This is a genomic window from Halorubrum sp. B52 (assembly GCF_059752555.1).
In genome coordinates, this window is sequence record NZ_MWTG01000009.1 from 535,450 (window position 1) to 561,789 (window position 26,340).

Here is a 26,340-nt window from a genome sequence, read left to right on the forward strand (position 1 = left end):
TGTCGAGAGCGTTGTTACCGTATGTCACAGATCGAGGGCGCGGAGTCGACCGACCGCCGCTGGCGCTCGGGCGCGCTGGCCGGTCTCGTCGCCGGCGTGGCGATGGGCGTGGTGTTACACGGCGTCTTGGGACTCATGCCGACGATCGGCGCGCTCGTCGGCGTCGAGACGGTCCTCGCCGGGTGGGCGGTCCACCTGTTCAACAGCTCCCTCTTCGGGGCCCTGTTCGTCGCGGTCTTCGACCGCGACTTCTTCGACGACCTCCGCGCCGACGTCGGGGGGTGTCTCTCGCTCGGGGTCGTCCACTCGGCGCTGCTCGGGGTGATCACGGGCGGGCTGCTGTTGCCGACCGCGATCGCGCTCGAGGGGGCGACGTCGCTTCCGGTCCCCACGCTGCCCGTCCCCGGGCTCACGGAGAGCTTCGAGTTCGGCGCGGTGATCGCCGTCGCGCACCTGATCTACGGGCTCGTGCTCGGCCGCGTCTTCGCCGCGCTCACGCTCGCCGAGGGCGCGATCGGCTGGCTGCCGTTCGATCCCGTCGACCGGTAGCGCGGCGGCCGTCGCCCGCCGCGGTCGACGCCGCCTCGCCGCGAGCGAGTCGCCGCGCCGGGACGCCCGCGCCCGCCTCTCGCAACGCCCTTGCCTCCCCGCGCCGAACGTCGGCGTATGACCACGCGCGAGTTCGACGGGATCCGACTGGAGAAGGTGCGGGAGCACGTCTGGGAGATCCCCCGCGAGGGCGACATGAACGTCCCGGCGCGGGTCCTCGCCAGCGAGTCGCTGCTGGAGGAGATCGGCGAGGACGACTCGCTCCGGCAGCTGAAGAACGCGACGCACCTCCCGGGCATCGTCGAGCCGGCCCTCTGTATGCCCGACGGCCACCAGGGGTACGGCTTCCCCGTCGGCGGCGTCGGCGCGATCGACGCCCGGACCGGCTGTATTTCCCCCGGAGCGGTCGGCTACGACATAAATTGCGGCGTCAGAATGGTGAAAACTAATCTCACTTACGACGACGTGCGCGGCCGCGAGGAGGAGCTCGTCGACGCGCTCTTCGAGGCGATCCCCTCCGGGCTCGGCGGCGGCGGCGTGATCGAGGGCGACGCCGACGCGATCGAGGGCGCCTTAGAGCGCGGCGTCGAGTGGGCGGTCGAGGCGGGGTACGGGATCGAGAGCGACCTCGCGCGCTGCGAGGACGAGGGGCGACGGCCCGACGCGCGGCCGGAGTACGTCTCTCAGAAGGCGATGGACCGCGGGCGCAACCAGATGGGGTCGCTCGGGTCGGGGAACCACTTCCTCGAGGTCCAGCGCGTCACTGACGTGTTCCTGCCCGAGGTCGCCGAGGCGTACGGGCTCGAAGAGGACGGGATCGTCGTCCTGATCCACTGCGGGAGCCGCGGGCTCGGCCACCAGACCTGCAACGACTACCTGCGCCGGATCGAGAAGGGGCACGGTGACCTCCTCGACTCGCTGCCGGACAAGGAGCTCGCGGCCGCGCCCGCCGGCTCGGAGCTCGCCGAGGAGTATTACGGCGCGATGGGTGCGTGCATCAACTTCGCGTGGGTGAACCGCCAGCTCATCACCCACCAGGCCCGCGAGACGTTCGGCGAGGTGTTCGACGCCGACCCGATCGACGACCTCGGGATGGAGCTTTTGTACGACGTCGCGCACAACATCGCGAAGAAGGAGACCCACGAGGTCGGCGTCGACGCGGACGGGCGCCCCGCTGTGGGCGACGCGGCCGTGGACCGCGCGGATCGGGAGCTGTACGTCCACCGCAAGGGCGCCACGCGCGCGTTCCCCGCGGGCCACGAGGACGTGCCCGAGACGTACCGCGGCGTGGGTCAGCCCGTAATCATCCCCGGGAGCATGGGCGCCGGCTCGTACGTGCTCCGCGGCGGCGCGGAGTCGATGTCGGTGTCGTTCGGCTCCACCGCCCACGGCGCCGGGCGGCTGATGAGCCGGACGCAGGCGAAACAGGAGTTCTGGGGCGGCGACGTGCAGGACGACCTCGAGGACGGCCAGCGGATCTTCGTGAAGGCGCAGTCGGGCGCGACCATCGCCGAGGAGGCGCCCGGCGTCTACAAGGACATCGACGAGGTGATCCGCGTCAGCGACGAGCTGGGAATTGGCGACAAGGTGGCGCGGACGTTCCCCGTCTGCAACATCAAGGGGTAGTCGGGGGCCGGTCCCCGTTCAGCGCTCCCGCTTCGCCTCTCGACCGAGCACCTCCTCGACGGCCTCGACCTTCTCCGCGGCGGTCGTCTCCGCGGTCCGCTTGTCGTCGACCTTCAGCACCGTCGAGACGCGGTCGCCGTCGACGGCGTCGTGGGCGGCCGCGGCCGCGGCGAACACCGTCTCGGCGTCGTCGGCCTCGATCACCGTGCCCATCGGGTTCGTCTCGTAGCTCACGTCGAACTCGTCGAGCGCGGCGACGGCCTTCGCGACCTCGCCGGCCATGCTCCCCTCGATCACCGGTGCGACGCTCAACAGCGCGACAGTGGTCATGGCCGGGGATTCGCGCCGACGTTATTTAAAAACGGGCGAGCCGGGAGGGCCCGCGTCGACTCCTCCTACTCCAGGGCGTCCCGCAGGAACGACAGCTGATGCCCGACCGCGGGCTCGAAGTCCTCGCCGAGCGGGGAGAAGTGGTCCGCGGGCATGGTGACGACGGTCCCGCGCGAGAGGGCCTCGCCCGCGTCGACGACCGCCTCGCTGTCGACGATCGCATCGTCGGTCCCCGCCAACAGGAGCGTCGGCGCTCTGATCTCGCCGAGCCGCTCGACCGGTCGGTAGTTCGCGACCCGCAGGAGCGAGCGCGCCGGCGTCTCGTTGCGCCACGTCGACTCCCGGTCGACCAGGTCGAGGTACTTCCGCTTCGTCCCCGGCTCCGTGATCGCCGCGAGCTCCTCGGTAGTGCCGACGATCGGGACCGACCGCCCGCGACCGAACCGATGACCGATCAGGTCGCGGAGCCCGGCGGCCCCCGACCGCGCGAGGTACTTCGCGCCGCGGCGCCGGGCGATCGCCCGGCCGTCGAGCATCGGGACCGCGCCGATCGCGGCGTCGACGTCGGCGCGCTCGGCGGCGAGCGTGAGGACGTGCGCCGCCGACAGCGACGCGCCCCAGAGCACGAGCTCGCGCCCGACGGCGTCGACGCGGCCGACGCGGTCGATCGCGGCCGCGTAGTCGGCGCGCTGGTCCGCGGGGTGGACCGCCTGCGAGTCGCCGTCGGAGGCGCCGAACTCGCGGTAGTCGAACAGGAACGCGGCGTAGCCCGCGTCGGCGAACCGCTCCGCGACCGCCGGGTAGCCGAAGGTCCGCTCCGCGCCGAGGCCGGGCGCCATCACGACGACCGGCGGGTCGTCGTCGTCGCCGCCCGGCAGATAGAGGGTGCCGCGGCAGGTGTCGCCGTCGCCGTCGAACGCGAGCGCGCGGGTGGCGAACCGCTCGCGAGGCGGGCGGTCGAGCCGGCGCTGCGCGCGGTTCACCGGGTTTCTGCGGGTCACGTTCGGTCCCCGGACTCCGCGGGGTCGGTCCCGTCGTCGGGCTGGTCGGCGTCGTCCGCCGCGGGCTCGTCCGCGTGCGACAGCGTCTCCAGCACGCGCGTCGAGAACTCCGTCTCCGAGATCTCGTACGCGGCCAGCGCCTCGAACCATTCCGGCTCGGCGCGCCACGTCCCGAGGACGTCGCCGGGCGCGCGGACGACCGTCGCCTCGACCCGGACGGGGTCCCACTCGTCCGCCTCGGCGCGGTCGATGAGCGCGTTGAGGGCGCGCCCCATCTCGCCGTGGTGCACCTCGCGGCCGGGGAACGCCGTCATGTACGTGAGATCCAGCGGGTCGCCGCCGTCGATCTCCTCGACACTGATCCCGTAGCTGCGGAGCGCCGGCTCCACATCGGCCGTCTGCTCGTCGCCGGTCATACGGGACGGTCGTCCGGACGGAATAAATCGCTACCGGCGCGGCCGTCGCTCGCGGCGAGAGAAACGCTCGGTCCGTCGAAAGCCGCGGACGGGGGGTGGCCGCCGCGCACGGCGGCCGCGATCGGAGTTGTCAGAGGCACACGATAGTCCCGCGCGGCCGACTGGTACTACTCCGCGAAATCATATAAACGCTCGGGAGGCGGTCCTTCGGGTTCGCCCGCTTCAGAGGGTTTCCCCGACCACGCAGTCCGCCCGACCGGGCATCCTTTATCACCGTCGCGGAACAGGATCGGATATGATTCGGGGCGCGTCGTCGGTCCTGTCGCGGTCCGCCGACGCCGCCGGCGTCCTCGTCGTCGGCGGCCTCCTGACCCTGCTGACGTGGGTCGTCACTCCGGCGTGGATCGGAGGCGTCCTCGTCTTTCCCCCGCTCGTCGTCCTCGCGCCGCTCGCGCTCGCGCCCGCCTTCGTCGCCCGCGGGTACCTCGTCCGCGTCGTCGCCGGCGGGGGCGCGACCGGGAACCGAGACGGCGCGCCCCCGTTCGTCGCCTGGAACGAACTGTACCGAGACGGACTCAGATCGGTCCTGCTGAGCGCGCTGCTGCTCGCGCCGCTGGCGCTCCTGTTCGCGGTCGTCGCCCTCGCGGTCGCCGCCGTCGGGACCGGTGCCGTCGACCTCGTCCCCGCGCTCGATCTCGCGGAACGCGCGCTCGGCCCCGGGGGCGTTCCCGCCGTCCTCGGCGCCGGCGGCGGGTTCCTCGCCGTCGCCACCGCCGCGTACCTCCTCGCGTTCGCGTACGTCAGGCCGGCCGCGCTGGCCGCGTTCGCCGCGTCCGGGCGACTCCGCGACGCCCTCCGTCCGGGTCGGGTCGCCGCCGTCGCCGGGTCGGCGGAGTACGCGGCCGCGTGGGCCGTCGCGGTCGCGGCGCTCGGCGCGGGGTACGCGCTGGCCGCGCCGCTCGTCCCGCTCGTCGTCGGCGCCGCGTTCGTCTTCGCCGTTCGGGTCGTCGCGCACGCGCTGTACGGCCACGGCGCCGCGGGAGCGGTCGAGTTCGGCGCCGCGGAGCCGGTCGAGTCGCCCGCCTCGTCGTCGGCAGGAGCGTTCGAACCGCCCGTGTCGCCGCCCGCGGCGTCGGAACCGGCCCCCACGCCGACCGATCCCTCCCCCGACCGGCCCGACGGCGGGTTCCGGCGGTCGACGGCGGAAGTGCCGCCGGCGGTCCAGACCGGTCGGACCGTCCCGCTCGGCGTCGACCGCGGGGCCTCGACCGGCGCCGACCGCACCGGCTTCGAGTGGAACGCCGCGGGCGGCGTCGAGAGCGGCGACGACCGCGCGTCCCCGTCCGACAGCGAGGGGGGAGAGGACCGCGCCGAGCCCGGAGACACCGAGCGCGCGGAGGCCGCCGGGTTCGAGTGGGACGCTCCCGTCGACCCGGAAGACAAGAGTTGATACGAGCGCGGGCGAACGGTCGCGTATGCGCATCTCCGACCGGGGCTACGGCGAGGAGGGCCGGGAGCGGCTCACCCTCGTCCCCGAGAACGTCGACGACCTCTGGCACCTCGCGCACGTCCTCGAACCGGGGGACCTCGTCGAGGGCGACACGACCCGTCGCATCCAGCGGAACGACGACCAGATGCGGGACACCGGCGGCCAGCGCGAGCACCTGTTCGTCACGCTGGAGGTCGACGACGTGGAGTTCGCCCGGTTCGCCAACCGGCTCCGCGTCTCGGGCGTGATCGTCGACTGCTCCCGCGAGGACCAGCTCAACGCCCACCACACGCTCAACGTGGAGGAGCACGACGAGATCACGGTCGAGAAGCACTTCAAGCCGGACCAGACGGAGCGGTTAGAGGAGGCGACGGAGGCCGCCGAGAACCCCGACGTCGCCATCGCGACCGTCGAGGAGGGGGCCGCCTACATTCACACCGTCCAGCAGTACGGCACGGAGGAGTACGCCTCGTTCACGAAGCCGACGGGGAAGGGGGAGTACTCGCGGCCCCGCGAGGAGCTGTTCGCCGAGCTCGGCGAGGCGCTCGCGCACCTCGACGCCGACGCCGTGATCCTCGCCGGTCCGGGGTTCACGAAGAACGACGCGCTCGACTACGTCACCGAGGAGTACCGCGACCTCGCCGACCGGATCACCACGGTCGACACCTCGGCCGCCGGCGACCGCGGGGTCCACGAGGTGCTCAAGCGCGGCGCGGTCGACGAGGTTCAGAAGGAGACGCGGATCTCGAAGGAGGCGAGCCTCATCGACGAGCTGACCGAGAACATCGCGCAGGGCGCGAAGGCGACGTACGGCCCGGAGGACGTGGCGGAGGCCGCCGAGTTCGGCGCGATCGAGACGCTCCTCGTGGTCGACGACCGGCTCCGCACGGAGCGACAGGGCGAGGGCGACTGGGCGATCGACGTCAACGAGGTGATCGAGTCGGTCGAGCGGCAGGGCGGCGACGTGGTCGTCTTCTCCTCGGAGTTCGCCCCCGGCGAGCAGCTCTCCAATCTCGGCGGGATCGCCGCGATCCTGCGGTATCGGTTACAGTAAGAGATCGGACGGTCCTTTCCGTCCCTCCGTTCCCCGAGGGCCGATCGAACGGCCTTCGCCGGGAGTCCGGTGGAGAGACGGAGGATGAGAAAATCGGCACAGCGCAGAGACTACTTCGTCCACCTGATCTCGTACTCGAGCTCGTACCGTTGTTCTCCGGTTTCCGAATCCGTGAGGCGTTCGAGCTCGACCTCGAAACGAGGGGTTTCCGGGACGGAGACGGTCTGCTCCGCGGTGTCACTCACCAACCGAACCTCCTCGGATTCGAGCTGATCGGCGGCGTCGCGTAACGCGTCGGCGATCTCCGCCCTCGTCGCCCGTTCTTCGGTTTTGAACAGCTGCTCTTCCGGCATGGTCAGTATTCGGGTCGCTGAGCCCGGATGACGTCTCCGAGCTGTCGCTGTTCGTCGGCCAGCAGTTCGGTCAGGTCATCGGCCGTGATGATTCCGACGAGCCTCTCGCCCTCGCAGACGGGGAGCCGCCGGATACCGTGCTCGGCCATCAGGCTGGTCGCCTCGTAGAATCCCGCGTTGGACTCGATCGTACAGAGATCGTCGGTCATCACGTCTTCGGCGGTCCGAGTGTCCGGATCGGCTTCCGCTCCGAGGATGCGGACGGTCAGATCCCTATCTGTAACGATCCCGACGGGTATCCCGTCGGTCGCGATCAGGACGCTTCCGACGTTCTCCTCGTCCATGGTCGCCGCGAGTTCGACCACGGGCGTCTCGGGATCGGCGGTGACTGTGTCGCTTCGTGCAAGATCTTTGATAGGCATGGGAGCTCCCTCCGTGAACGACTTCACGGACTGCCGACTTCAAATACCTCATGATTCTTAATTTCTTAGAACAGTGTCACTTTTGGCGGATCACCTGTCGGCGACGTTCACTTCCCGGTGAGCGCCTCGCTCGCGGGCGCGAAGTCGATCGTCGTCCCGCGCCCCTTCTCGCTCGCCCGCTCGTAGAGCATGTGTGCGGCCGCGACCGTCTCGATCCCGGTCCCGCCGGAGTCGAAGACGGTGATCTCCTCCTCGCTCGTCCGGCCCGGATGCTCGCCGGCGACGACCTCGCCGAGGTCGGCCGCGACGTGGTCCTCGCCGACGAGCCCCGCCTCGACCGCGGCGAGGAACGACCCCGCGTCCTGCGTCGCCCGCTCGCGGATGTCGGGGACGTACGTCGCCCGGGCGATCAGCTCGGGCGGGAGCTCGTTCTTCTCCGGGTGGTACTGTCCCATCGCCGTCACGTGGGTGCCGGGCTCGACGTCCGCGTCGTCGATCACGGGCTCGCTCGCGTTCGTCGCCGCGATCACCACGTCGGCGCCGGCGACCGCCTCGCTCGCGCTCGCGACCGCCGTGACGTCGGGGTCGATCCGGTCGGCGAACTCCTCGGCGAACGCCTCGCGGTGCTCGGCGGTCGGCGAGAACACCCGGACGGCCTCGAACTCCCTGACGGTCGCGGTCGTCGCCAGCTGGCCGCGGGCCTGCGCGCCGCTGCCGATCACGGCGACCTCGGTCGCGTCCTCGCGAGCGAGCGCGTCGACCGCGGTCGCCCCCGCGGCGCCCGTCTTGAACGGGTTCATCGAGGCGCCGTCGAGCACCGCGAGCGGTTCGCCCGACTCGGCGTCGAACAGCGGGGTCACGAACCAGGCGTCGCCCGCGCCGAACCCCGCGGAGTAGGTGTACCCGCCCATCCCCCCCGTCTCGGGGAGGATCGCGGTGTACGAGGTCAGCATGCCTGCCGGATCGCGGTTGTACAGCTTCGTCCGCGGCTTCGCCGGCGCGCCCTCGCCGATCTGGCGGTACGCGTCGCGCACGGCGGCGACGTAGTCCGCCGGCTCGGCGAGGTCGTCGACGTCGGCGCTCGACAGGAACAGCGTCTCGGTCATACCGGTCCCCTCGGGTGCGGGGGACTAAACCGTACAGGGAAGCGGAACCGTCGACCAGTGCGGCGGCGCCGAGGTCGGCACCGGCTCAGTCGGCGGCTTCGCCGGGACGCGACCGCCCGGCGGAGCGGTCGGTCGACCACTCGTCGGACCGCCCGACGAACCGGCCCGGACGCACGCGCGTGCCGCCGCCGACCGAGTCGGCGACTGGGCTCCGGACGAACATCGCGTGGGCCATGACGCCCCCCGCGACGAGCGCGCCCCCGGGAAGCGCGGCCGTCAACGACAGTCCGACCAGGTTCAGAAAGGCGGTCACACCGATCAGCGCGGCCGGAATGAGTCCGAGGACGTAGTCGTAGTACCCAGTCATGCTCAGTCGTAAACTACGACAAAATCGCTATTAAATCTTTCTCAGGGTTCGACGTGATACCCTCGCTGATCACTCTGTGGTTTCTGATAAGTTATGACAACTATTCCACGATGGACGCGAGCGGTGGACCGTCGTTCTGGCGGCTCACCGACCGAATTCGGGGCCGTCGGAGACGCGGCGGAATCGGAACGAAAACGAGCCGGACGACGGCGGCGGAGGCCCCGATACGGATCGTTACCGGAGTCTGAAGTACAGGGCGCGCCAGCCGCCGAGGAACACCGACCCCGCCACGAGCATGACGACGGCGAAGCTCAGTTCGGCGCCGCCGCGGAAGACGAACGCGCGGAGCCCGAGTCCGACGACGGCGGCCGGGATCCACGACCGGACCGCCAGCGGAACGGACGACTTCGCCGTCTCCGCGGCGCCGGCGGAGTACGCGCCGACGACCGGCGCGATCAGGGCCCAGGCGATCAGGAACGGCGCGTACACGCCGGGCAGGTACAGCGGGTTCGCCGTGAGGAACTCGACCGAGGTGTGGTTCAGTGTCCCGATAGTCAACATGACGATCAACGCGAGCAGGTCGCCGACCAGGAGCGGCGCGGCGGCGCGGTCGAGGCGATTCGAGAGGAACGACGAGTCGGCCATGTCGACCAGTCCGGGGCGCCCCTACTTTGTACGCACGGATTCGGTCGGGCGGTCGCCGCGTCGACGAGCGTCGCCCGCCGCCCGCCGCGCCGCCCGCCGACCGCCGCGAGCTACTCGTACAGCGGGTGCTCCTCGCAGAGCTCGACGACGCGCTCGCCGACCTCGTAGATGACGTCGTCGCTGTCGACGTCGTCGACGACGCGGTAGATCAGGTCGCCGACCTCCTCGATCGCCGCCTCGTCGAACCCGCGGGTCGTGAGGCCGGCCGTGCCGGCGCGGATCCCCGAGGGGTTGAACGGCGAGCGCGTCTCGCCCGGGACGGTGTTCCCGTTGAGGACGATGTTCGCGGCCGCCAGCGCGTCCTCGGCGTCGCCGCCCGGCAGGTCCGGGTGCGAGTCGCGGAGGTCGGCCAACACGAGGTGGTTGTCGGTGCCGCCGGAGACCAAGGAGAGCCCGTGGCCCTGGAGCGTCTCCGCGAGGACCTCGGCGTTGTCGACGACCTGCTTCGCGTACTCCTCGAACTCGGGTTCGAGCGCCTCCTTGAACCCCACCGCCTTGCCGGCGACGTTGTGCATGAGCGGGCCGCCCTGCCCGCCGGGGAACACCGCCTTGTCGACGTCGTCGGCGTGCTCCGCGTCGCACATCACGATCCCGCCGCGACCGGCGCGGATCGTCTTGTGGGTCGAGCCGGTGACGAAGTCCGCGACGCCGACCGGCGAGGGGTGGACGTCCGCCGCGACGAGCCCCGTGATGTGGGCGATGTCGGCGAGGTGGTAGGCGTCGACCGCGTCGGCGGCGGCCTGGATCGCCTCCCAGTCGACGGTGCGCGGGTACGCGGAGTAGCCGGAGACGACGATGTCGGGCTCGAACTCCTCGGCCGTCTCGCGGAGGCCCTCGTAGTCGATGTACCCGGTGTCGGGGTCGACCTCGTACTGTTCGACCTCGTAGATCTGCCCGGTGAAGTTCGCGGGGTGGCCGTGCGAGAGGTGGCCGCCGTGGTTCAGGTCCAGCGAGAGGATCTTGTCGCCCGGCTCCAGCATCGCGTAGTACACCGCCTGGTTCGCCTGCGTCCCAGAGTGCGGCTGGACGTTGACGTGTTCGGCGCCCCACAGCTCCTTCGCGCGCTCGATCGCGAGCTCCTCGACCTCGTCGGCGTACTCGCAGCCGGCGTAGTAGCGGGCGCCCGGGTACCCCTCGGCGTACTTGTTCGTGAGGACGCTCCCCTGCGCCTCCAGCACCGCCTCGCTGACGTGGTTCTCGCTGGCGATCATCGCGAGCGTCTGCTCCTGTCTGTCGCGTTCGCCGGCCAGCGCGTCGGCGACCGCCGGATCGACCTCCCGGACGTGCTCGTTGTCCATGTACGAACGCCGGTGCGATCGCGCATTAATCCTTCCGTCACGGCGTCGCTGCCGCGGCTCCCGCGAGAGCGGCGCCGCGAGCCTCGCACCGTCGTCCTCGCAAGCCTCGCACCGTCGCCCTCGCAAGCCTCGCACCGTCGCTCTCGCGGCCCTCAGGTCGTTCCGCCCGCGCCCGCCGCGACCCGTTCGACCCGCCGATCCCGATCGGGATCGACAAATCCGTCGTTTTCGGGCGTTTCGGCCGCTGAAAACCAGTTGTTCACTCCTCTAATCCCGTTAATATTAAATAGATATCTGGCTTTTATCCGAGAAGATAGATGGTGTCGAATTTACTGGAGACGGACGTCGAGAACGTCCTCGACACGGCGTTCGCCGACGCCGACGAGGAGCTCCTCGTCGTCGACCCGTCCGCGGAGACGATCGTATCGCTCGTCGAGGCGGCGACCGGTCGCGACGACCTACCGAAGCTGTCGATGCTGGCCGACGAGCGAACGCTGAAGAAGGTGACGGACGACTTCCTCGTCGCGTCGAAGGCGGCCGACCTCGTCGCCGACGGCTCGCTCGGGCTCCGCGTGCTCTCGGCGGAGGTCGACAACGCGCTGTTCGTCTCTCCCTCGCGGGTGGTCGTCCTCGTGAGCGCGGGCGAGCACGTCGCCGCGCTCTCGACGGAAGAGGGGGAGTTCGTCGACGAGGTGTTCGCGACGCACCGCGACGCCTTCGAGGCGGCCGAGGAGTACGGGCTCCGAACGCCGGCGCTCAGCCGCGTCCGCGAGACGATGGCCGCCGAGATCGGCGAGGCCACCCGCGACGACTTCGACGCCGTGCTCGCGTCGATGGAGGCGGCCGACGCCGCGCTCGACGAGGTGACCGTCTCGCTGCTCGTCGCCGCGAAGAACGACGTGCTCCTCTACGACATCTCGAAGTGGGGCGAGGACGTCGGGATCGCCTCGAAGGCGACGTTCTCCCGAACGAAGACCCGGCTGGAGGACCTCGGGATCATCGACACCGAGAAGGTCCCGATCGACGTCGGCCGACCCCGCCTCCGGCTCAAGCTCGGCGACGACCGGCTCCACGGCGTCGACGCCGACGAGCTCGCGGCGGTCGCGAGCGAACTGATGTCGTAACCGAGGGCCGTCTCCGCCCGCGACACCGCTACCCGCGGCTTTTTTCCGCTCCCTCGCGTCGGACGGGACATGGATATCGCACTTGTCGGCGATGGGCCCGCGGTCGACGCCGTCTCGGCCGCGCTGGGCGACGTCGACGTGAACGTGATGCCGGTCGAGCCGGGGCTGCTGGACGGCTTCGACCTCGCGGTCGTGGTCGACACCGCCGGGTCGGACGCCTTCGCCGCCGCGAACGACGCCCTCGACCGATGGGTCGGGATCGAGGTGGGCGGGCTCGGCGGCGTCCCGCTCGCCGACGTCGACGCCGCGGTCACCGTCTTCGACGAGGCCTGCTACGACTGCCTCCGGGCCCGGGTCGCGAGCGGCGGGGCGGAGCCGGCGGACGCCACCCGGGGCCGCCGGTCGGCCGTGCGCTACGCCGGTGCGCTCGCCGGGCGCCGCGTCATCCGACTGCTCGCCGGCGACCCGGTCGCCGACGCGGTCGTCGAAGTGCCGGGCGCGGAGCGGACCCTCCTCCCGGTCCCCGGCTGCGGCTGCGGCGACGCCCCCGGCGACGCGCTCCCGCGGGAGCACGCGGACCGCGCCCTCGACGAGTCGATCGACCGCGCCGAGCGGGCGGTCGACCCCCGGATCGGCGCGCTCTCGGAGGTCGGCGAGCGGGAGTCGTTCCCGGTGCCGTACTACGTCGCGCGCGTCGCCGACACCACGCCGTTCTCGGACGCCCGCGCCGCCGAGTTCGGCGGCGGCGTCGACGCCGGCTGGGACGCGGCGTTCATGAAGGCGCTCGGCGAGGGGTTAGAGCGGTACGCGGCGGGCGTCTACCGCGAGGCGTCGTTCACGCGCGCGCCGGCCGCGAACGTCCCGAGCCCGGTGACGCCCGACGCGTTCGTGCGCCCCGACGACCACGAGGCGTACGACCGCGACGACGGCCTCGCGTGGGTCACGGGAGAGTCCCTCGCGACGGGCGAGCCGGCGAGCCTCCCGGCGGAGTTCGTCCACTTCCCGCCGCCGGAGCGCCGGTACCGGCCCGCGATCACGACCGGGCTCGGGCTCGGCAACTCCGGGCCGGAAGCCGCGCTGTCGGGGCTGTACGAGGCGATCGAGCGCGACGCGACGATGACGAGCTGGTACTCGACGACGGAGCCGCTCGGGCTCGAGGTGGAGGACCCGACGTTCGCCGAGCTGGAGAAGCGCGCGCGGGCCGAGTCGCTGTCGGTGACGCCCCTGCTCGTCACGACCGACGTCGACGTGCCCGTCGTCGCCGTCGGCGTTCACCGCGACGGCGACTGGCCTCGGTTCGCGGCCGGCTCGGGCGCCGACCTCGACCCGGTCGCGGCGGCCCGGAGCGCGCTCGCGGAGGCGCTTCAGAACTGGACGGAGCTCCGGTCGATGGGCCCGGAGGCGGCCGCGGAGGAGGGCGCCGCGATCGGTCACCACGCCGACTTCCCCGACGAGACGCGGGCGTTCTTCGACCCGGACGCGAGCGTCGCCGCCGACGCGCTCGGCGAGCCGGCGCTCTCGGGGACCGCGGAGCTGGAGGCCGTCGTCGACCGCGTCGAGACCGTCGGGCTGGAGCCGTACGTCGCCCGGCTCACGACCCGCGACCTCGCCGGCATGGGGTTCGAGGCGGTCCGCGTGCTCGTCCCCGGCGCGCAGCCGCTGTTCACCGGCGACCCCTTCTTCGGCGACCGCGCCCGCGACGTGCCCCGGTCGATGGGGTTCGAGCCCGACTTGGAGAAGGAGTACCACCCGTTCCCGTAGTCGCTCGTCTCCCCCTACCCGCTCGCTGGCCGCCCCACCCGCCCTATTTAAGTCGCTCCCGGCCGCCGGCTCTGCCATGGACGTCGTATCCGACGCGGACGTCGAGGCGGCCGAGGCGGTCGACGACGTGTTCCTCACGCAGGGCGCGGCCGGCGAGGACACCAGCATCCAGCGCTTCGTCATCGAACCCGGCGCCGAAGTGCCCGAGCACGACCACCCGCACGAGCAGATCGGCGTCGTCACCGAGGGGGCGCTCACGTTCCTCGTCGACGGCGAGGAGCTGGTCGTCGAGGCCGGCGACACCTACAGCATCCCCGGCGACGAGCCGCACGCCGCGCGCAACGACGGCGACGAGGCGGTCGTGGGGTACGACATCTTCTCGCCGCCGCGCGCGAACCCGGACTGGCGGGAGTGAGCGACCGGGCGCGCGTTTGTGAGTGACCCCGGCGTCGATCCGTCGTCGACCGTCACCGCGCGGGGGCGACCGGTCAGTCGCTGACGTCCGCGAAGCAGTTGAACTCGACGGTGACGGAATCGACGGCCTCACCGGTCGCGTTCACCGCGACGACTCGGTACTGCCCGTGGAACGGTCGACGGCCCAGGGACTGCTCGTACCGGAGCTGTCCCTCGTTCACGCCGACCTTGTTCGCCATGAGTCCGGCGTCGTCGGCCGAGACCGGAATGACGTGTGCCAGCGCGTCCGTCGCGTCGTACACCTCGATCCTGTCGAGGTCGTTCTCTCGGACGTCGTCGACGGACAGCGGGACCGCGAGCCGCACGTCGCCGTCTTCGACCGTCCCGGTCGCGCCGGCATCGAGCACGTCGCCGTCCCCGTGATCGAGGGCGCTCGTCTGACAGTCGACCGTGTCCGGACCGCCCGATTCCGACCCGCTACAGCCTGCTATCCCGGCGACAGCCGCGCTGCCGACGGTCGCCAGCAACGCTCTTCTGGAGGGCATACGAACGGACAAACATCTGGATTGACACGAAGTCTTTTCGGTTCCGCGACGCCGGCCGCACCGTCCTCGCTCGGACTCGTGGGCAACGCCCGCCACTGTCACGCACCCTTTATCAGTCGCCCCCCAAACGCGGACAACGATGGCACGCGCGAGCGCCGGCGCCCGGCTCCACTTCGGCTTCTGTAACCTCAGCCTCTCGCACGAGCGGCTGTACGGGGCCCTCGGCGTCGGCCTCCGCGAGCCGCGGGTCGTCGTCGACGCCGAGCCCGCCGACCGGGTGGCGGTCGAGACGGCCGACGGCGACGACTCCACCGACCCCGCCGTCCGCGACGACGTCCTCCGGTACGCCCGCACGGCCGTCGACCTGCTCGGCGTCGACGGCGCCCGCGTCACGCTCCGCGAGTCGCTCCCGCGCCACGCCGGGCTCGGGAGCGGGACGCAGCTGGCCGCCGCGACGCTCGCGGCCGTCGCGGTCGCTCACGGCGAGGAGCCCCGCGTCCGCGAGCGCGCCCCGGCGCTCGGCCGCGGGGGACGCTCCGGCGTCGGCGTCGCGACGTTCGAGGCGGGCGGGTTCGTCCTCGACGCCGGCCACCCGACCGCCCGGTTCACGACCGACCGCCCCGCGGACGGCGAGTGGACCGTCCCGCCGGTGGCGGCCCGCCACGACGTGCCCGACGACTGGCGCTTCCTGCTCGTGCGCCCGGACGTCGCCCCGGGCCGGAACGGGGACGCGGAGGACGACGCGATGCGGACCGCGGTCGAGCGCGCGGAGCCCGGGCTCGCCGACCGGATCGGCGGGATCGTCACGCGGCGGGTGCTCCCCGCGGTCGCGACCGGGAACGCCGAGCGATTCGGCGCCGCGGTCGCGGAGATCGGTCGGCTCAACGGCGCCTGGTACGCCGACGAGCAGGGGGGCGTCTATCGCCCGCCCGTCGGCGACGTGGTGGCGTCGCTGTCGGGGTCGGCCGCGGTGTTCGGCGCGGGCCAGTCCTCGTGGGGCCCGACCGTGTACGGCGTCACGGACGCCGCGAACGCCGACGGAGCGGCGGGCGCGGGCGAGCGCGCGCTGGCGGAGGCGGGCGTGGACGGGTCGGTCGCGGTCGTCCGCGCGGCCGAGGGCGGGGCGCGGGTGACGGGACAGCGGACCGACTAGCCGCTCCGCGACGCCCGCACGAGCAACAACACTAAGCGGGACGGCGACCCGGTACGGGACATGACGAGCGTTCCGTTCGGCGTCGCCCGCCTCGACTCGATCCTCGGCGGCGGCGCGCCGCCGGGCAACGTCGTGCTGCTCGCCGGCGAGTCCGGGGCGGGCGCGCGCGAGTTTCTCTACACCGCCGCGGCGATGAACGCCCTCGGGCGCGCCGACGCGGAGCTGTTCGACCTCTACTACGGCGACCTCCCGGCCGACGCCGCGCTCCCGGACGACGTCCACTACCTCTCGTTCACCGCCGACACCGACGCGCTCACCCGCGAGATGGGGTACACGATGGCCGACGAGATCGTCGACGCCGCGATCGACGAGATCGCCTTCCGCGACCTCTCGCCGGAGTACTTCCAGCTGAGTCCGGTCCCCCGCGACTGGTACGAGACCGAGACCGCGTCGATCACGGAGCTCGGCGACCGCGGGGAGTACGAGGACGTGCTCACGGCGTTCGGCGACTACCTCTCCGAGAACGCCGACGGAAGCTTAGTCTGCATCGACTCCGTCACCGACCTCGTCTCGATGGTCGACGAGGACACGGAGTGGAGCGACGTGGCGATGGTGATGAAGGGGCTCAAGAAGGCCGCCTACCGGTGGGGCGGGCTCATCCTCGTGTTGGTGAACACCGACTCCATCTCCGACCGGGAGTTCGGCGCCCTGATGGACGCCGCGGGCGGCACCCTCCAGTTCACGTGGGAGAGCGGCGGCTCCCAGCGCGCCCGAACGATGTTCGTCCGCGAGTTCCGCGGCGTCCTCTCCCGGCTGGAGGCGGAGAACATCGTCCGGTTCGAGACCGAGATCCACGAGGGGGGATTCGACATCAGCGACGTGCGGAAGATCCGGTGAGCGGTCGAACGCGGCACCGACCGCGTTTCACTCGGGCCGGTCCCCGCGCTCCGAGTATCGATCCGGAGAACGGCGCGACAGATTACTTAAGTCTCCCCGTTAAACGGAGCATAAATGGCGGGGTATCCTCAATGAGCGACTTCGATCCGACCGACGGGACGGTCGACGCCGCCGACGAGGCCACCGCCACCGAAGCCGCCGTCGACGAGGCCGCCGATGAAGCCGACGTCGGCCGCGAGGAGCTGCTGAAGCGCGCGATCGTCGCGCTCGCGGAGGAGGAGGGGATCGACGTGCCGGACCGAGAGGAGGTGGCCGCGATCGAGTCGCGGCTCGACGCCCTCGACGCCGACGTCGACGAGAAGGTCGAGGACCTCCGGGAGCGCTTCGTCGAGCTCTACCGCGATCTGGAGGCGAAGGCGCCGGCCGACCACGCGCACGCCGAGACGGCCGAGCGGCTGGACGCGCTCGCGGCCGACCTCGACCGGATCGCGGAGCGGGTCGACGACCTCGAAGCGGACGCGGCGGCGCGGTCGACCGTCGACGAGGCGGTCGAAGGGCGCGTCAGCGACCTCGACGACCGGCTGGCCGGCGTCGAGGAGCGGGTGGACGACCTCGCGGAGTCGGCGGCGCACGCCGACGCGGTCGACGTCGAGGGGCTCGACGACAAGCTCTCCCGGGTCGCGAGCGCGGTCGTCAGGGTCCGGCGCCGGCTGGAGGCGGCCGAGCGCGACCGCGCCGACCGCGAGCGCCTCGACGCGCTGACGGCGACCGCCAACCGCGACGGCGTCCGGAAGGCGGCCTGCACCGACTGCGGCGGAACCGTCGACATCGGGCTGTTGACGACGCCCGAGTGCCCCCACTGCGGACGGGAGTTCGCCGAGCTGGACCCGAACCCCGGCTTCCTCGGCACCTCGCGGCTCGTCGCCGCGGAGCAGCCCGCCCTCGACGGCGACGTCGACGACGACCGAGGCGACGTGAGCACCCGCGACGCCGGAGGCGACCGATGAGCGACGAGGGTGGCGGGCGGCGCCGCGACTCGGACGCGGGCGAGGTGGACGACCCGTTCGACTCCCTCGAGGAGCCCGCGGCCGAGGTCGACGACCCCTTCGCCGAGCTCGGGGCCGGTGTCGAAGGAGACGATCCAGACGGGGGCGATCCGGACGGGGGCGATCCGGACGGAAACGACCCGGACGGGGGCGCCTCCGACTCCGACCCCGTCGATCCCGCTCCCGTCGACCCCGAATCCGGCGCCTCCGGCGCGCGGCGCGACGACCCCTTCGACGAGCTCGGCCCCGCCGATCCGGGGGCCGACGTCGACGACGCGTTCGAGCGGATGGACGTCGGCGGTCCGGCCGAGGAGGACGTCTGGGAGTCCCTCGACGCGGACGCCGCGGGGACCGACGCCCTCGGAGGGGCGACGGCCGTCCCCGGCGGTGGCGACACCGAGCACGTCGTCTCCAAGCGGACGTACTGCCAGCAGTGCCCGCACTTCACTCCGCCGCCCGAGGTCGCGTGCGGCCACGAGGGGACGACGATCCTCGAGGCGGTCGGTTTTGACGAGTTCCGCGTGCGGAACTGCCCGATGGTCTCCGAGGAGGACCCGACGTTCGACTCCGGCGAGTGAACTAAAAACGATTACGTCGGCGCCGATCGATCCCGACGACGGTTTCTGAATACTCTCAAGCGTCTCCGGCGCGAGTCCACGCACACTGTGGGAATCGTCGGAGCGGTGCGACGGCGCGGGATCGAGTTCGGTCCGGGAGCGTTCACCGGGGCGATAGGGGATTCGATTACGGTCATCCCGCTCGTGGTCGCGCTGGCGCTGTTGACCGACGTGTCGCTGCCGCACGCGCTCGTCGGCTTCGGCGTCTTCCAGGTCGTCTGGGGGGTCCGGTACGGGCTCCCCGTGTCCGTCGAGCCGATGAAGGCGCTGGCGGCGCTGGCGATCGCGGGCGCGCTGACGTACGCCGAGCTCGCGCTCGCCGGGCTGATCCTCGGCGTCCTCCTCCTCGCGATCGGGCTCTCCGGGACGCTCGCGCGGGTGGAGCGCTGGATCGGCGAGCCGGTGATCCGCGGGGTGCAGTTCGCGGTCGGGCTGATCCTGCTGCAGACCGGCGTCGACCTCGCGCTCGGCGACCCGGTCCTCGCGGCGGTCGGCGTGGGAATCGCCGCCCTCGCGACGCTCGCCGGGCACCGGAAGGCGAGCGCGCTCGCGGTGGCGGTCGCGGGCGTCGCGATCGCCGTCGTCGCCGCCGGCGTCCCGGCGCCGCAGTGGCCCGGGGCGCCGCCGACCCCGTCGCCCTCGGCGTTCTCCGCGGCGATCACCCGACGGACGGCCGACGGCGTGGTCGCGCAGCTCGCGATGACGATCGGGAACGCCGCGCTCGCGACCTCCCTCCTCTTCGCCGACCTGTTCGACGCCGAGGTGACACCGGACGAGCTGTCGGCGAGCATGGGCGCGACGAACCTGCTCGCGGTGCCGCTCGGCGGGATCCCGATGTGTCACGGCTGCGACGGGGTCGCCGGCAAGCACGCGTTCGGCGCGCGCACCGGCGGCGCGAACGTCGTCCTCGGCGCCGGCTACCTCCTCGCCGTCCCCTTCGCGACGCCCGCGCTCCTCGACGCGTTCCCGGTGGCGATGCTCGGCGCGCTGCTCGCGATCGTCGCCGTCTCGCTCGCGCGCAACGCCCTCGACTCCTCGAACGTCGCGCTCTCGGTCGCGATCGGTCTCGTCGCGCTGGCGACGAACCTCGGCGTCGCGTTCCTGCTCGGGATCGTCGCGCACCTCGCGTGGGAGCGGGTCGGCGACACTAGTGACGATCGCTTATAAATGGTCGGCGGTGCGGCGGCGCGCGCCTCCGAGCGCCCACCGGGCGTGAGGAGCGCGCGCGAGGGAGTCGCTGGCGCCGTCGGCGCCAGCGACGAGGCTGGGGAGGCGTGAGGTGCTGTGCGGTTGCGGTGCGGGGTGGGACTCAAAGGGGCAGCCGCGCTCGGCGAACCCCAGCGACGCAAGGACCGCAGGGAGCGCAGCGACCGAGGACCGCAGCGAGCTGTGGGAGCCGAGCGCGGCTGGGGCTTTGAAGGTCGTCCCCGTGTCGTTGAGGAAACCACGTCACAATCCGGCTCCGTATCCGTCCTCGTCTAGAGCGCAGTCACGGGAGCTAAACCGCTCCGTACCGTAGCCGACGCGTATATGCAGTTCTGTGACGACTGCGGCTCGATGATGGTCTCCGTCGACGGGGAGATGGTGTGTCAGAACGACGACTGCGGCGGCACCGCCGAGCGCGACGAGGCGCTCGCGGCCGACTTCGAGTCGACCACGGAACAGACCGGCGGCGAGGTGATCGAGACGGAGGAGGGCGCGAACTTCGAGGGGAAGCCGACCGCGACCGACGTCGTCTGCGACGAGTGCGGCCACGGCGAGGCGTGGTACACGATCAAACAGACGGGCGCCGCCGACGAGCCGCCGACGCGCTTTTTCAAATGCAAGGAGTGCGGGCGTCGCTGGCGCGGCTACAACTGACGGCACCCGAAGCCGCCGTATTCGGCACACCGGCGATTTCCACGCTACGAGTCGAGCCGCTCTATCGCGAAGCTGCTGTGGCCGTGGGTTTCGAGCGACAGGTACGTCAACTCCATCTCAGACTCCGCGCAGAACTCGTGAACCGCGGCGATGACGCCGTACCACCGCCCCCCGGGGACGTCACCGAGGCAGTAATCGTGTCCGGCGATGACGCCGTCGGATTTCACTTTCTCTCTGCAGATCCGCAGCTCGTTCAGCGTTTGCTCGTACGTGTGGGTGGTGTCGATGTACGCCCAGTCGAGGGACCCGTCTTCGAAGCGTTCGAGGGCGACGTCCGGTCGCTCCGGCAGGACTTCCACGGTTCCGTCCGCGATCTGCTCCGCGTACCTGGTTTTCACCTCCTCTACACTCCGGTCGCTGAACTCCGTCGACTCCCAGACGTCGATCAAGTACAGTTCGTCGGGGTCCGTTATCGAGAGGATCCGCTCGGAGAAATCCCCCTCGTCCGTCCCCAACTCCGCGACGCGTCCGCCCTGCGGGAACGCTTCCAGCATCTCCTCTCGAGACGGGACGACCTCGGCGTCTCTGACGTGTTCCGCCGAGAGGGTCTCCGGGACGGAGTCCCTTCCGTGAGGGGCCTTGACTCGATCCGGGTCGTAGAAGACCGACGCGCGTGCGCCCTTCAGTACGGGATACGCTCGCGCCGGGACGAGCCCTGCGATCCGGCCTTTCAACGTATTGAGGGGAGAGACCACGAATGGTAGCTGTCGCCCGTGTGGGGCTTATATGTGCCAGTTCGTTCACCGGCCGTTAGCACGGCGATAACCGACTGCCGTTTATACGCTTCTGCCCGGACGCGGCGCGAAAAAACTCGCCGCGTCCGCTCCCACGTCACCGGCACGCCCCACGAAGAAGTGGTCCGACTCGAACGCTCTCGTCTCGATTCCCAGCTCCTCGGCCCGCTCCACGACGGGCTCCCAGTCGGCCGTCGAGTCGCGGGTCGCGTACAGGATCCGCGCCGGTACGCCCAAATCGATCAGACCGTCGAGCGCCGCGACCGCGTCGACGTCGGGGTTCAGCCGGGCCGTGGGCGCGAGCGCGCAGACGCCGGCGAGGCCGGGGCGCGAGGCGGCCGTCACGAGCGCGACCGTTCCCCCGAACGAGAAGCCGAACAGCCCGACGCGCTCGTAGCGCTCGGCCGCCCATCCGACCGCGTTGTCGGCGTCCGTGCTCTCGCCGTACCCCTCGTCCCAGTCGCCGTAGTCGAAGCGGAGGCAGTCGATCCCGCGGTCGGTCAGGGCGTCGCTCGCCGCTCGCAGCCGCTCATCGCCGCGGTGGCCGCGCTGCTGCGGGTGGGGCGGGCAAGCGACGACGAGCGCGTCGGCGCGGGCGTCGCCGTCGCGATCCGACTCGCGCGCGTCGCTCGCGGCGGTGTCGAGACTCGCGCGCACGTCGCGACCGCCGGGGATGAGGACGGTGTCGCTCACGGGAGTTGGGCTGGAAACCTCGGAGTTCGCCGCGTCAGGGCACCTGCGTCACGCGGTCGACGTTGTCGAGCGCGGCCAGATCCTCTGTAAGCGCCTCCTGGTCGACGTCGGCCTCGTAGTAGAACACCAGGTCGAAGGTGCCGTCCCGGAGGAGCTGCTGGCACTCCCAGACGAACTCCTCGCCGTCGAGAGTGAGCCCCTGGAACTGGTTCGAGGAGAAGCTCGTGTCGTCGTTGCCGGCCTCGATGTACGCCTCGCCCTTGCCGGCGTGGTCGGCGATGACGTCGTTGGCGGCGACCGTGAGCTCGTGCATCTCGAGGTCCTCCTGCCCGCCGAGCGTCGTGTGGACGATACAGCCCAGGAGTTCGATGTCGCCCGGCTCCAGCAGGGCCTTCGTCCGCGCGTAGAGGTCGGAGTCGACGGTCTCGCTCATGGCCCTCTATTCCGTCCCCGGTGATAAACGGGTGACGGTTCACGCGTTCGGCTCCGTTCCGGCCGCCGAGCGATGCCCGACCGATCGGGGACGACGCCCGGCCGCTCAGTCCCGGAGGCGAACGACCGGGCCGTCGGCGCCCTCGTCAACGTCGACCAGCCCGTCGTCGGCGAGGTCGTCGACGAGCCCGCGGAGCCACTCGCGCCCGTGCTCGCCGTCGGGCGCGTAGTCGACCCGGACCCGGGGACCGAGCTCGTCGAGCGCCAGCTCGTCGTACTCGCCGAGCGTCCGGACGACCCGCCCCCGGAACTGCCGGCGGCTCCCCTCGAAGCTCGGCTGCTCGGGCACGTCGGGCGCGGTGAAGTCGCCGGTCTCGTACGCGTGACACCGGCCGCGCCACGGGCAGCCCGCCTCGTCGCAGCGGGGGGTCGTCCCGCAGGCGACGCCGCCGAGCTCCATGATCGCGTTGTTCCAGACGCGGGACTCGCCGTCGGGCATGACCAGGGAGGCGACTCGCGCGAACGCCGCGTCGTCGTCGGGGACCGCGAACGCGCGGTGGAGCACGCGCTTCACGTTGGTGTCGACGACCGCGTCGCCGTTGTTGAAGGCGAACGACGCCACCGCGTTGGCGGTGTACGGGCCGACGCCCATCAGCTCCTGCAGGTCGTCGGGCGACTCTGGGAACTGGCCGCCGTAGTCGTCCTCGACCTGTCCGGCGGCCTCGTGGAGGTACTTCGCGCGGTTGTTGTAGCCGAGCGAGTGGTCGGACCAGAACGCGACCACGTCGCCGCGGTCGGCGGCGGCGAGGTCGGCGGTCGTCGGCCACTCGTCGAGGAAGTCCTCCCACGCGGGGACCACCCGGTCGAGCTGCGTCTGCTGGCTCATCACCTCGCTGACGAGGACCGCGTAGGGGTCCTCGGTTCGCCGCCACGGGAAGTCGCGGTGGTCCGCCTCGTACCACTCCACGAGCGCCTCGCGGACCGCGTCGAGGTCGGCCGGCAGCGCGGGGGCGTCGCCGTCGGCGAGCCCCTCCGTGCCGCCGGCATCCCTCGCGGTCGCGTCCGAATCGGTCATTACCGTTCGTCGGGTCGGCGCTCGTTTATCGGTGCTGGTCCTCGCCGACGCCGACCGGAGCCATCGAGCGCGGGTCGCGGTCGGGTCCCGGGTAGTCGCCGCCGACGGCCTCGGGGTAGAGCTTCTCGGCCGAGAACACGGTCGCGAACGCCCGCGGCTCCCGGACGCTCACCGGCAGTCGGTCGCGGAGCCCGGCGGCCGCTCGCGCCCCCGTGAGCGACGGATCGAGGCTCACGACCTGCATCGCGGCGCCGCGGTACGCCGAGGCCAGCGCCGGGTGGTCGCCCGCCGGGTGCGCGACCGGCTCGCGCCACGCCTCGACCGCGTCGCGCCAGTCGGCCGCGAGGGAGTCGTCCGCGAGGTCTGCGATCACCGCCTCGGCGTCGTCGAGGAGGGCGTCGCTGGCGACGAGCGTCGTCCACGAGTGCGCGCGCAGCGCGTCGAGCGCCTCGCGGGCCGCGCCGCCGACGAGGAGGTCCGCCGCGAGCGCGTCGGCGTCGGCCACGACGCGGGCGGGGCTCGGCTCGCGGTCGAGGGGGGAGACGTCGGCGTCGCTCTCCGCGTCGTCGCCGTCGGTGTTCGAACCGTCCTCGCCCCCGGAGCCCGATCGGCGATCCGCGAGCGCGGCGCGCACCGCGTCCTCGGTCGCAGCGCGTCCGGCCGCTCGCTCGAACAGGTCGGCGAAGGTCACGGCCGGACCGTGGTCGCCCACGGGTATCCGCGTTGCGGCTGCGCGCGCCGTCGGTCGCCCGCGACGTCCGTCGGAAGCGCCCCGACCGGACGGCCCGGACCGCTCACTCGAGCCGGTCCGCGAGGTCGTGGAACCCCTCGATGACGAGGTCCGGCTCGGGGCCCAGCTCCTCCGTCGGGAGCGTCTTCCCGGGACGGGAGACCCACGCGGCCGACATGCCGGCGTGTTTCGCGCCCCAGACGTCCCGCATCCCGCCGCCGGAGGCGTGCAGTATCTCCCCGATCGGCGTGTCGGTCCGCGCCGCCGCGTGCTCGTAGATCCCCGCGTCCGGCTTGTACGTCTCGACCTCGTCCGCGCTGATCGCGTCCGTCACGACGTCTCCGAGGTCCGCCGCCGCGACCAGATGCTCCAGCATCTCGGGCGAGCCGTTCGAGACGATGTACACCTCGTACCCCAGGTCGGTGATCCGCCCGATCCCGTCCCGGACGTCGTCGAAGATCGATAGCTCGTCCTCGTAGACGGTGCGCCGGATCTCGTCGCGGGTCGCCTTCGGCACGTCGTACCCGTTCGCTTCGAGCGCGTATCGGAGGCCCTGCCCGATGAGCTCCCAGAACGGCTGGTAGGCGTCGATGTCGTTCGCGATCATCGAGTACTGGAGGTACTGCGCGCGCCACAGCTGCGAGACGCTCTCGGCGTCGTCGAGGCCGTCGACGTGCGCTTCGAGCACCGCCTCCTGCGAACCGATGTCCACGAGCGTGCTGTACGAATCGACGGTCACCGTCGAGACGGAGTCGAAGTCCATGGTCGTGGTACACCAACCCGCGTCATAACCGTGGTGAATGCGGCCACGACGACGAACGGCAGAACAAGCCTAGGCCGAGATTTGAACTCGGGGTCTCGTCCTTACCAAGGACGCGCTTTACCGCTAAGCTACCCAGGCACGCAATCAGTCGTTGACCGGATTCGACTTTATGGGTTTCGATCCGCCGCCGCCTCCCCCCGATCCGGCTGCTCCGCGGTCACGCGACCGGGCGCTCGTCGATCGGACGCTCACCGGTCCGTCGCGCTCACGGCGCGGTCGGAGATGTCGGCGATCCGGTCGGCGGTCGCGTCCGGGAGCGCGCGCCCGGGCGGCGGGAACTCGCCGTCGTAGTCGGCCGCCAGCTCCCGAGCGTACGTCAGCAGCTCCTCGGGCGGGTCGCCGCCGACGGCCGTGGTGCCGGCGACGACCGCCAGCTCGAGGGCGTCGACCTCCAGGTTCCGGTCGAGCGCGGCCGCCGCCGCGGGGTCGGTGCCCTCGCGGTCGCGGAGGGTCTGGTCCCGACCGAACGCGCGCACGACCTCGACCGCCGCGGTGGCGGCGTCGGTACACGCCAGCAGCGAGAAGCCGCGCGAGACGAGCACGTCGGCCGTGAGCACGTCCATGTCCGCGTCGATGTCGGTCTCGCGGGTGGCCGCGGTCAGCCACGGCTCCTCGTGGGCCACCGCGCGGGTGAGCCGGAGCCCCTCGTAGATGAGCTGTACGCCCGCCGCCCGGTCGACGACCCCGTCGAGGCGCACGTCGGGGTCGACCGCCCGGGCCGTGACGAGCGCCAGCACGCCGGGCGTCACGGCGGCGTCCAGAATGCGGCTCTCGAGGGCCTCGCGCAGCCGCTCGGGCTCGACGTCCGCGAGCGCCTCGTGAGCGGCCTCACGCGCTCGCGCGGCATCGTCCATTACCGCGATGTAGTCGAGCGAAGGGCAAAGACCTTTGGAAACGACCGGGATACGACGCCGTGATCCGCACCAGCACCGACGGCCGCGTCCGCGTCGTCACGATCGACCGCCCGGAGCGACGAAACGCGCTTCGCCCCGAGGACTTGGACGCGCTCCGCAGCGCCGTCTCCGACGCCGAGCAGCCCGTCATCTACCTCCGCGGCGCCGGAGACGCCTTCTGCGCCGGCGCCGACCTCGACGCCGTCGCCGCCCTCGACACCGACGCCGACGCGGACGACGCGGCGTCGTTCGCCCGACGGGGACAGCGCACCGCCGCGGCGATCGCGGCGGCGGACACGGTCGTCGTCTGCGGGATCGACGGCGCGGCCCGCGGCGGCGGAGTCGAGATGGCGCTCGCGGCCGACGTCCGGGTCGCCACGCCCGCGGCGACGTTCGCCGAGCCGGGCGTCGACTTCGGGCTCTTCGGCGCGTGGGGCGGCACGGTCCGCCTCCCGCGGGTGATGCGCGAGGGCGACGCCCTGGAGTTCGCGCTCTCGGGCCGCGTCCTCGACGCCGACGAGGCGCTCCGGACCGGACTCGTCTCCCGGGTCGTCGACGACCCCCGCGCGGTCGCCGACGAGATCGCGGACGGGAAGCCGGACGCGCTGCGCACCGTGAAGCGCCGGGTGCGCGACAGGCGGGACGACGCGACGCAGGCGGACGCGGAGGCCGAGGCGTTCGCCGCCCTCGTCCGGTCGCACGGCGCGGAGATCGCGGCGTCGCGGAGGGAGTAAGCCGCGCGAGCGAAGCGGTCCGACCCCGGCGCC

General features: G+C 71.8%; 31 protein-coding genes and 1 tRNA gene. 14 read left to right on the forward strand and 18 right to left on the reverse strand.

Annotated elements, in window-relative coordinates:
- The first annotated feature begins 21 nt into the window (after positions 1-21).
- Together B4V04_RS11245 and B4V04_RS11250 are read left to right on the forward strand one after the other, a co-directional pair.
- Positions 22-549 (forward strand): hypothetical protein, encoded by a 528-nt coding sequence (locus B4V04_RS11245; RefSeq protein ID WP_498231666.1) that lies wholly within the window; start codon positions 22-24, stop codon positions 547-549.
- A 117-nt stretch (positions 550-666) separates the two neighbouring features.
- Entirely contained in the window at positions 667-2,175 is a 1,509-nt protein-coding gene (locus tag B4V04_RS11250) for an RtcB family protein (protein WP_498231668.1), read from the forward strand.
- A gap of 18 nt (positions 2,176-2,193) precedes the next feature.
- On the opposite strand, the gene B4V04_RS11255 is transcribed toward B4V04_RS11250, so the two are convergent.
- The 3 genes from B4V04_RS11255 to B4V04_RS11265 all read right to left on the reverse strand — a co-directional run bounded on the left by B4V04_RS11255 (position 2,194) and on the right by B4V04_RS11265 (position 3,922).
- On the reverse strand, positions 2,194-2,505 hold the full coding sequence (locus B4V04_RS11255) for an MTH1187 family thiamine-binding protein (protein ID WP_498231669.1): 312 nt from the start codon (positions 2,503-2,505) through the stop codon (positions 2,194-2,196).
- Positions 2,506-2,570: 65 nt separating this feature from the next.
- Positions 2,571-3,506 (reverse strand): alpha/beta hydrolase, encoded by a 936-nt coding sequence (locus B4V04_RS11260; protein ID WP_498231671.1) that lies wholly within the window; start codon positions 3,504-3,506, stop codon positions 2,571-2,573.
- A complete protein-coding gene (locus B4V04_RS11265; protein ID WP_498231673.1) occupies positions 3,503-3,922 on the reverse strand; it encodes a DUF8159 domain-containing protein in 420 nt (139 codons plus the stop codon). Before B4V04_RS11265 ends, B4V04_RS11260 begins: the two co-directional genes overlap by 4 nt.
- Positions 3,923-4,217: 295 nt before the next feature.
- Between B4V04_RS11265 and B4V04_RS11270 the strand changes: the two genes are divergently transcribed.
- Positions 4,218-5,372: a DUF4013 domain-containing protein gene (locus B4V04_RS11270; RefSeq protein ID WP_498231675.1), complete on the forward strand. Its 1,155-nt coding sequence runs from the start codon at positions 4,218-4,220 to the stop codon at positions 5,370-5,372.
- A 25-nt stretch (positions 5,373-5,397) separates the two neighbouring features.
- On the forward strand, positions 5,398-6,465 hold the full coding sequence (locus tag B4V04_RS11275) for an mRNA surveillance protein pelota (protein WP_498231676.1): 1,068 nt from the start codon (positions 5,398-5,400) through the stop codon (positions 6,463-6,465).
- A 110-nt stretch (positions 6,466-6,575) separates the two neighbouring features.
- Here the strand turns inward: B4V04_RS11275 and B4V04_RS11280 are convergent, their stop codons facing one another.
- From B4V04_RS11280 to glyA, 6 genes are all read right to left on the reverse strand, one after another.
- A complete protein-coding gene (locus B4V04_RS11280; protein WP_498231677.1) occupies positions 6,576-6,818 on the reverse strand; it encodes an amphi-Trp domain-containing protein in 243 nt (80 codons plus the stop codon).
- Positions 6,819-6,820: 2 nt separating this feature from the next.
- Entirely contained in the window at positions 6,821-7,240 is a 420-nt protein-coding gene (locus B4V04_RS11285) for a CBS domain-containing protein (protein ID WP_498231679.1), read from the reverse strand.
- 107 nt (positions 7,241-7,347) lie between these two features.
- On the reverse strand, positions 7,348-8,346 hold the full coding sequence (locus B4V04_RS11290; RefSeq protein WP_498231680.1) for an ornithine cyclodeaminase family protein: 999 nt from the start codon (positions 8,344-8,346) through the stop codon (positions 7,348-7,350).
- 85 nt (positions 8,347-8,431) lie between these two features.
- Positions 8,432-8,713: a DUF8015 family protein gene (locus B4V04_RS11295; RefSeq protein ID WP_498231682.1), complete on the reverse strand. Its 282-nt coding sequence runs from the start codon at positions 8,711-8,713 to the stop codon at positions 8,432-8,434.
- A 234-nt stretch (positions 8,714-8,947) separates the two neighbouring features.
- The gene (locus B4V04_RS11300; RefSeq protein ID WP_498231684.1) at positions 8,948-9,358 is read right to left on the reverse strand and encodes a DUF3054 domain-containing protein; all 411 of its coding nucleotides are present in this window, start codon (positions 9,356-9,358) and stop codon (positions 8,948-8,950) included.
- 110 nt (positions 9,359-9,468) lie between these two features.
- On the reverse strand, positions 9,469-10,716 hold the full coding sequence (gene glyA, locus B4V04_RS11305) for a serine hydroxymethyltransferase (protein WP_498231686.1): 1,248 nt from the start codon (positions 10,714-10,716) through the stop codon (positions 9,469-9,471).
- A gap of 317 nt (positions 10,717-11,033) precedes the next feature.
- Between glyA and tbsP the strand changes: the two genes are divergently transcribed.
- The 3 genes from tbsP (at position 11,034) to B4V04_RS11320 (ending at position 14,016) form a co-directional block, all read left to right on the forward strand.
- A complete protein-coding gene (gene tbsP / locus B4V04_RS11310) occupies positions 11,034-11,840 on the forward strand; it encodes a transcriptional regulator TbsP (protein ID WP_498231687.1) in 807 nt (268 codons plus the stop codon).
- Positions 11,841-11,909: 69 nt separating this feature from the next.
- On the forward strand, positions 11,910-13,601 hold the full coding sequence (locus tag B4V04_RS11315; RefSeq protein WP_498231689.1) for a YcaO-like family protein: 1,692 nt from the start codon (positions 11,910-11,912) through the stop codon (positions 13,599-13,601).
- Positions 13,602-13,677: 76 nt separating this feature from the next.
- On the forward strand, positions 13,678-14,016 hold the full coding sequence (locus B4V04_RS11320; protein WP_498231690.1) for a cupin domain-containing protein: 339 nt from the start codon (positions 13,678-13,680) through the stop codon (positions 14,014-14,016).
- Positions 14,017-14,089: 73 nt separating this feature from the next.
- On the opposite strand, the gene B4V04_RS11325 is transcribed toward B4V04_RS11320, so the two are convergent.
- Positions 14,090-14,560, reverse strand: coding sequence for a hypothetical protein (locus B4V04_RS11325; RefSeq protein WP_498231692.1), 471 nt, complete (start codon positions 14,558-14,560; stop codon positions 14,090-14,092).
- Positions 14,561-14,699: 139 nt separating this feature from the next.
- On the opposite strand from B4V04_RS11325, the gene B4V04_RS11330 reads away from it, so the two are divergent.
- The 6 genes from B4V04_RS11330 (at position 14,700) to B4V04_RS11355 (ending at position 20,133) form a co-directional block, all read left to right on the forward strand.
- On the forward strand, positions 14,700-15,713 hold the full coding sequence (locus B4V04_RS11330; protein WP_498231694.1) for a beta-ribofuranosylaminobenzene 5'-phosphate synthase family protein: 1,014 nt from the start codon (positions 14,700-14,702) through the stop codon (positions 15,711-15,713).
- Positions 15,714-15,773: 60 nt separating this feature from the next.
- Positions 15,774-16,610, forward strand: a complete 837-nt coding sequence (locus B4V04_RS11335) for an RAD55 family ATPase (protein WP_498231696.1) — start codon at positions 15,774-15,776, stop codon at positions 16,608-16,610.
- Between the two features lie 131 nt (positions 16,611-16,741).
- On the forward strand, positions 16,742-17,617 hold the full coding sequence (locus B4V04_RS11340; protein WP_498231698.1) for a hypothetical protein: 876 nt from the start codon (positions 16,742-16,744) through the stop codon (positions 17,615-17,617).
- Complete coding sequence (locus B4V04_RS11345; RefSeq protein WP_498231700.1) at positions 17,614-18,234, forward strand: DUF8135 domain-containing protein; 621 nt, start codon at positions 17,614-17,616, stop codon at positions 18,232-18,234. The genes B4V04_RS11340 and B4V04_RS11345 overlap by 4 nt, the downstream gene beginning before the upstream one ends.
- 87 nt (positions 18,235-18,321) lie before the next feature.
- A complete protein-coding gene (locus tag B4V04_RS11350; protein WP_498231702.1) occupies positions 18,322-19,440 on the forward strand; it encodes a putative sulfate/molybdate transporter in 1,119 nt (372 codons plus the stop codon).
- Positions 19,441-19,803: 363 nt separating this feature from the next.
- The gene (locus tag B4V04_RS11355; protein ID WP_498231703.1) at positions 19,804-20,133 is read left to right on the forward strand and encodes a transcription factor S; all 330 of its coding nucleotides are present in this window, start codon (positions 19,804-19,806) and stop codon (positions 20,131-20,133) included.
- A gap of 44 nt (positions 20,134-20,177) precedes the next feature.
- Here the strand turns inward: B4V04_RS11355 and B4V04_RS11360 are convergent, their stop codons facing one another.
- From B4V04_RS11360 to B4V04_RS11395, 8 genes are all read right to left on the reverse strand, one after another.
- Positions 20,178-20,888, reverse strand: a complete 711-nt coding sequence (locus B4V04_RS11360; protein ID WP_498231704.1) for a class I SAM-dependent methyltransferase — start codon at positions 20,886-20,888, stop codon at positions 20,178-20,180.
- An 81-nt stretch (positions 20,889-20,969) separates the two neighbouring features.
- The gene (locus tag B4V04_RS11365) at positions 20,970-21,620 is read right to left on the reverse strand and encodes an alpha/beta hydrolase (protein WP_498231705.1); all 651 of its coding nucleotides are present in this window, start codon (positions 21,618-21,620) and stop codon (positions 20,970-20,972) included.
- A 34-nt stretch (positions 21,621-21,654) separates the two neighbouring features.
- The gene (locus B4V04_RS11370) at positions 21,655-22,053 is read right to left on the reverse strand and encodes a DUF5778 family protein (RefSeq protein WP_498231707.1); all 399 of its coding nucleotides are present in this window, start codon (positions 22,051-22,053) and stop codon (positions 21,655-21,657) included.
- A gap of 105 nt (positions 22,054-22,158) precedes the next feature.
- A complete protein-coding gene (locus B4V04_RS11375; RefSeq protein WP_498231709.1) occupies positions 22,159-23,127 on the reverse strand; it encodes an HhH-GPD family protein in 969 nt (322 codons plus the stop codon).
- A gap of 25 nt (positions 23,128-23,152) precedes the next feature.
- Positions 23,153-23,818: a DUF7384 family protein gene (locus B4V04_RS11380; protein ID WP_498231710.1), complete on the reverse strand. Its 666-nt coding sequence runs from the start codon at positions 23,816-23,818 to the stop codon at positions 23,153-23,155.
- A gap of 103 nt (positions 23,819-23,921) precedes the next feature.
- Positions 23,922-24,620 carry a haloacid dehalogenase type II gene (locus B4V04_RS11385; RefSeq protein WP_498231711.1) on the reverse strand — a complete coding sequence of 233 codons (699 nt, stop codon included), beginning with the start codon at positions 24,618-24,620 and terminating at the stop codon, positions 23,922-23,924.
- A gap of 66 nt (positions 24,621-24,686) precedes the next feature.
- A tRNA-Thr gene (locus B4V04_RS11390) sits at positions 24,687-24,758 on the reverse strand.
- 110 nt (positions 24,759-24,868) lie between these two features.
- Positions 24,869-25,534, reverse strand: coding sequence for a DUF7114 family protein (locus tag B4V04_RS11395; RefSeq protein WP_498231713.1), 666 nt, complete (start codon positions 25,532-25,534; stop codon positions 24,869-24,871).
- A 59-nt stretch (positions 25,535-25,593) separates the two neighbouring features.
- On the opposite strand from B4V04_RS11395, the gene B4V04_RS11400 reads away from it, so the two are divergent.
- On the forward strand, positions 25,594-26,307 hold the full coding sequence (locus B4V04_RS11400; protein ID WP_498231715.1) for an enoyl-CoA hydratase/isomerase family protein: 714 nt from the start codon (positions 25,594-25,596) through the stop codon (positions 26,305-26,307).
- Positions 26,308-26,340: the final 33 nt, after the last annotated feature.

Coding starts and splice junctions, on each gene's coding strand:
- B4V04_RS11245 (WP_498231666.1), top strand. CDS start 22: ATGTCACAGATCGAGGGCGCGGAGTCGACCGACCGCCGCTGGCGCTCG.
- B4V04_RS11250 (WP_498231668.1), top strand. CDS start 667: ATGACCACGCGCGAGTTCGACGGGATCCGACTGGAGAAGGTGCGGGAG.
- B4V04_RS11255 (WP_498231669.1), bottom strand. CDS start 2,505: ATGACCACTGTCGCGCTGTTGAGCGTCGCACCGGTGATCGAGGGGAGC.
- B4V04_RS11265 (WP_498231673.1), bottom strand. CDS start 3,922: ATGACCGGCGACGAGCAGACGGCCGATGTGGAGCCGGCGCTCCGCAGC.
- B4V04_RS11270 (WP_498231675.1), top strand. CDS start 4,218: ATGATTCGGGGCGCGTCGTCGGTCCTGTCGCGGTCCGCCGACGCCGCC.
- B4V04_RS11275 (WP_498231676.1), top strand. CDS start 5,398: ATGCGCATCTCCGACCGGGGCTACGGCGAGGAGGGCCGGGAGCGGCTC.
- B4V04_RS11280 (WP_498231677.1), bottom strand. CDS start 6,818: ATGCCGGAAGAGCAGCTGTTCAAAACCGAAGAACGGGCGACGAGGGCG.
- B4V04_RS11285 (WP_498231679.1), bottom strand. CDS start 7,240: ATGCCTATCAAAGATCTTGCACGAAGCGACACAGTCACCGCCGATCCC.
- B4V04_RS11290 (WP_498231680.1), bottom strand. CDS start 8,346: ATGACCGAGACGCTGTTCCTGTCGAGCGCCGACGTCGACGACCTCGCC.
- B4V04_RS11295 (WP_498231682.1), bottom strand. CDS start 8,713: ATGACTGGGTACTACGACTACGTCCTCGGACTCATTCCGGCCGCGCTG.
- B4V04_RS11300 (WP_498231684.1), bottom strand. CDS start 9,358: ATGGCCGACTCGTCGTTCCTCTCGAATCGCCTCGACCGCGCCGCCGCG.
- glyA (WP_498231686.1), bottom strand. CDS start 10,716: ATGGACAACGAGCACGTCCGGGAGGTCGATCCGGCGGTCGCCGACGCG.
- tbsP (WP_498231687.1), top strand. CDS start 11,034: ATGGTGTCGAATTTACTGGAGACGGACGTCGAGAACGTCCTCGACACG.
- B4V04_RS11315 (WP_498231689.1), top strand. CDS start 11,910: ATGGATATCGCACTTGTCGGCGATGGGCCCGCGGTCGACGCCGTCTCG.
- B4V04_RS11320 (WP_498231690.1), top strand. CDS start 13,678: ATGGACGTCGTATCCGACGCGGACGTCGAGGCGGCCGAGGCGGTCGAC.
- B4V04_RS11325 (WP_498231692.1), bottom strand. CDS start 14,560: ATGCCCTCCAGAAGAGCGTTGCTGGCGACCGTCGGCAGCGCGGCTGTC.
- B4V04_RS11330 (WP_498231694.1), top strand. CDS start 14,700: ATGGCACGCGCGAGCGCCGGCGCCCGGCTCCACTTCGGCTTCTGTAAC.
- B4V04_RS11335 (WP_498231696.1), top strand. CDS start 15,774: ATGACGAGCGTTCCGTTCGGCGTCGCCCGCCTCGACTCGATCCTCGGC.
- B4V04_RS11340 (WP_498231698.1), top strand. CDS start 16,742: ATGAGCGACTTCGATCCGACCGACGGGACGGTCGACGCCGCCGACGAG.
- B4V04_RS11345 (WP_498231700.1), top strand. CDS start 17,614: ATGAGCGACGAGGGTGGCGGGCGGCGCCGCGACTCGGACGCGGGCGAG.
- B4V04_RS11355 (WP_498231703.1), top strand. CDS start 19,804: ATGCAGTTCTGTGACGACTGCGGCTCGATGATGGTCTCCGTCGACGGG.
- B4V04_RS11370 (WP_498231707.1), bottom strand. CDS start 22,053: ATGAGCGAGACCGTCGACTCCGACCTCTACGCGCGGACGAAGGCCCTG.
- B4V04_RS11375 (WP_498231709.1), bottom strand. CDS start 23,127: ATGACCGATTCGGACGCGACCGCGAGGGATGCCGGCGGCACGGAGGGG.
- B4V04_RS11385 (WP_498231711.1), bottom strand. CDS start 24,620: ATGGACTTCGACTCCGTCTCGACGGTGACCGTCGATTCGTACAGCACG.
- B4V04_RS11395 (WP_498231713.1), bottom strand. CDS start 25,534: ATGGACGATGCCGCGCGAGCGCGTGAGGCCGCTCACGAGGCGCTCGCG.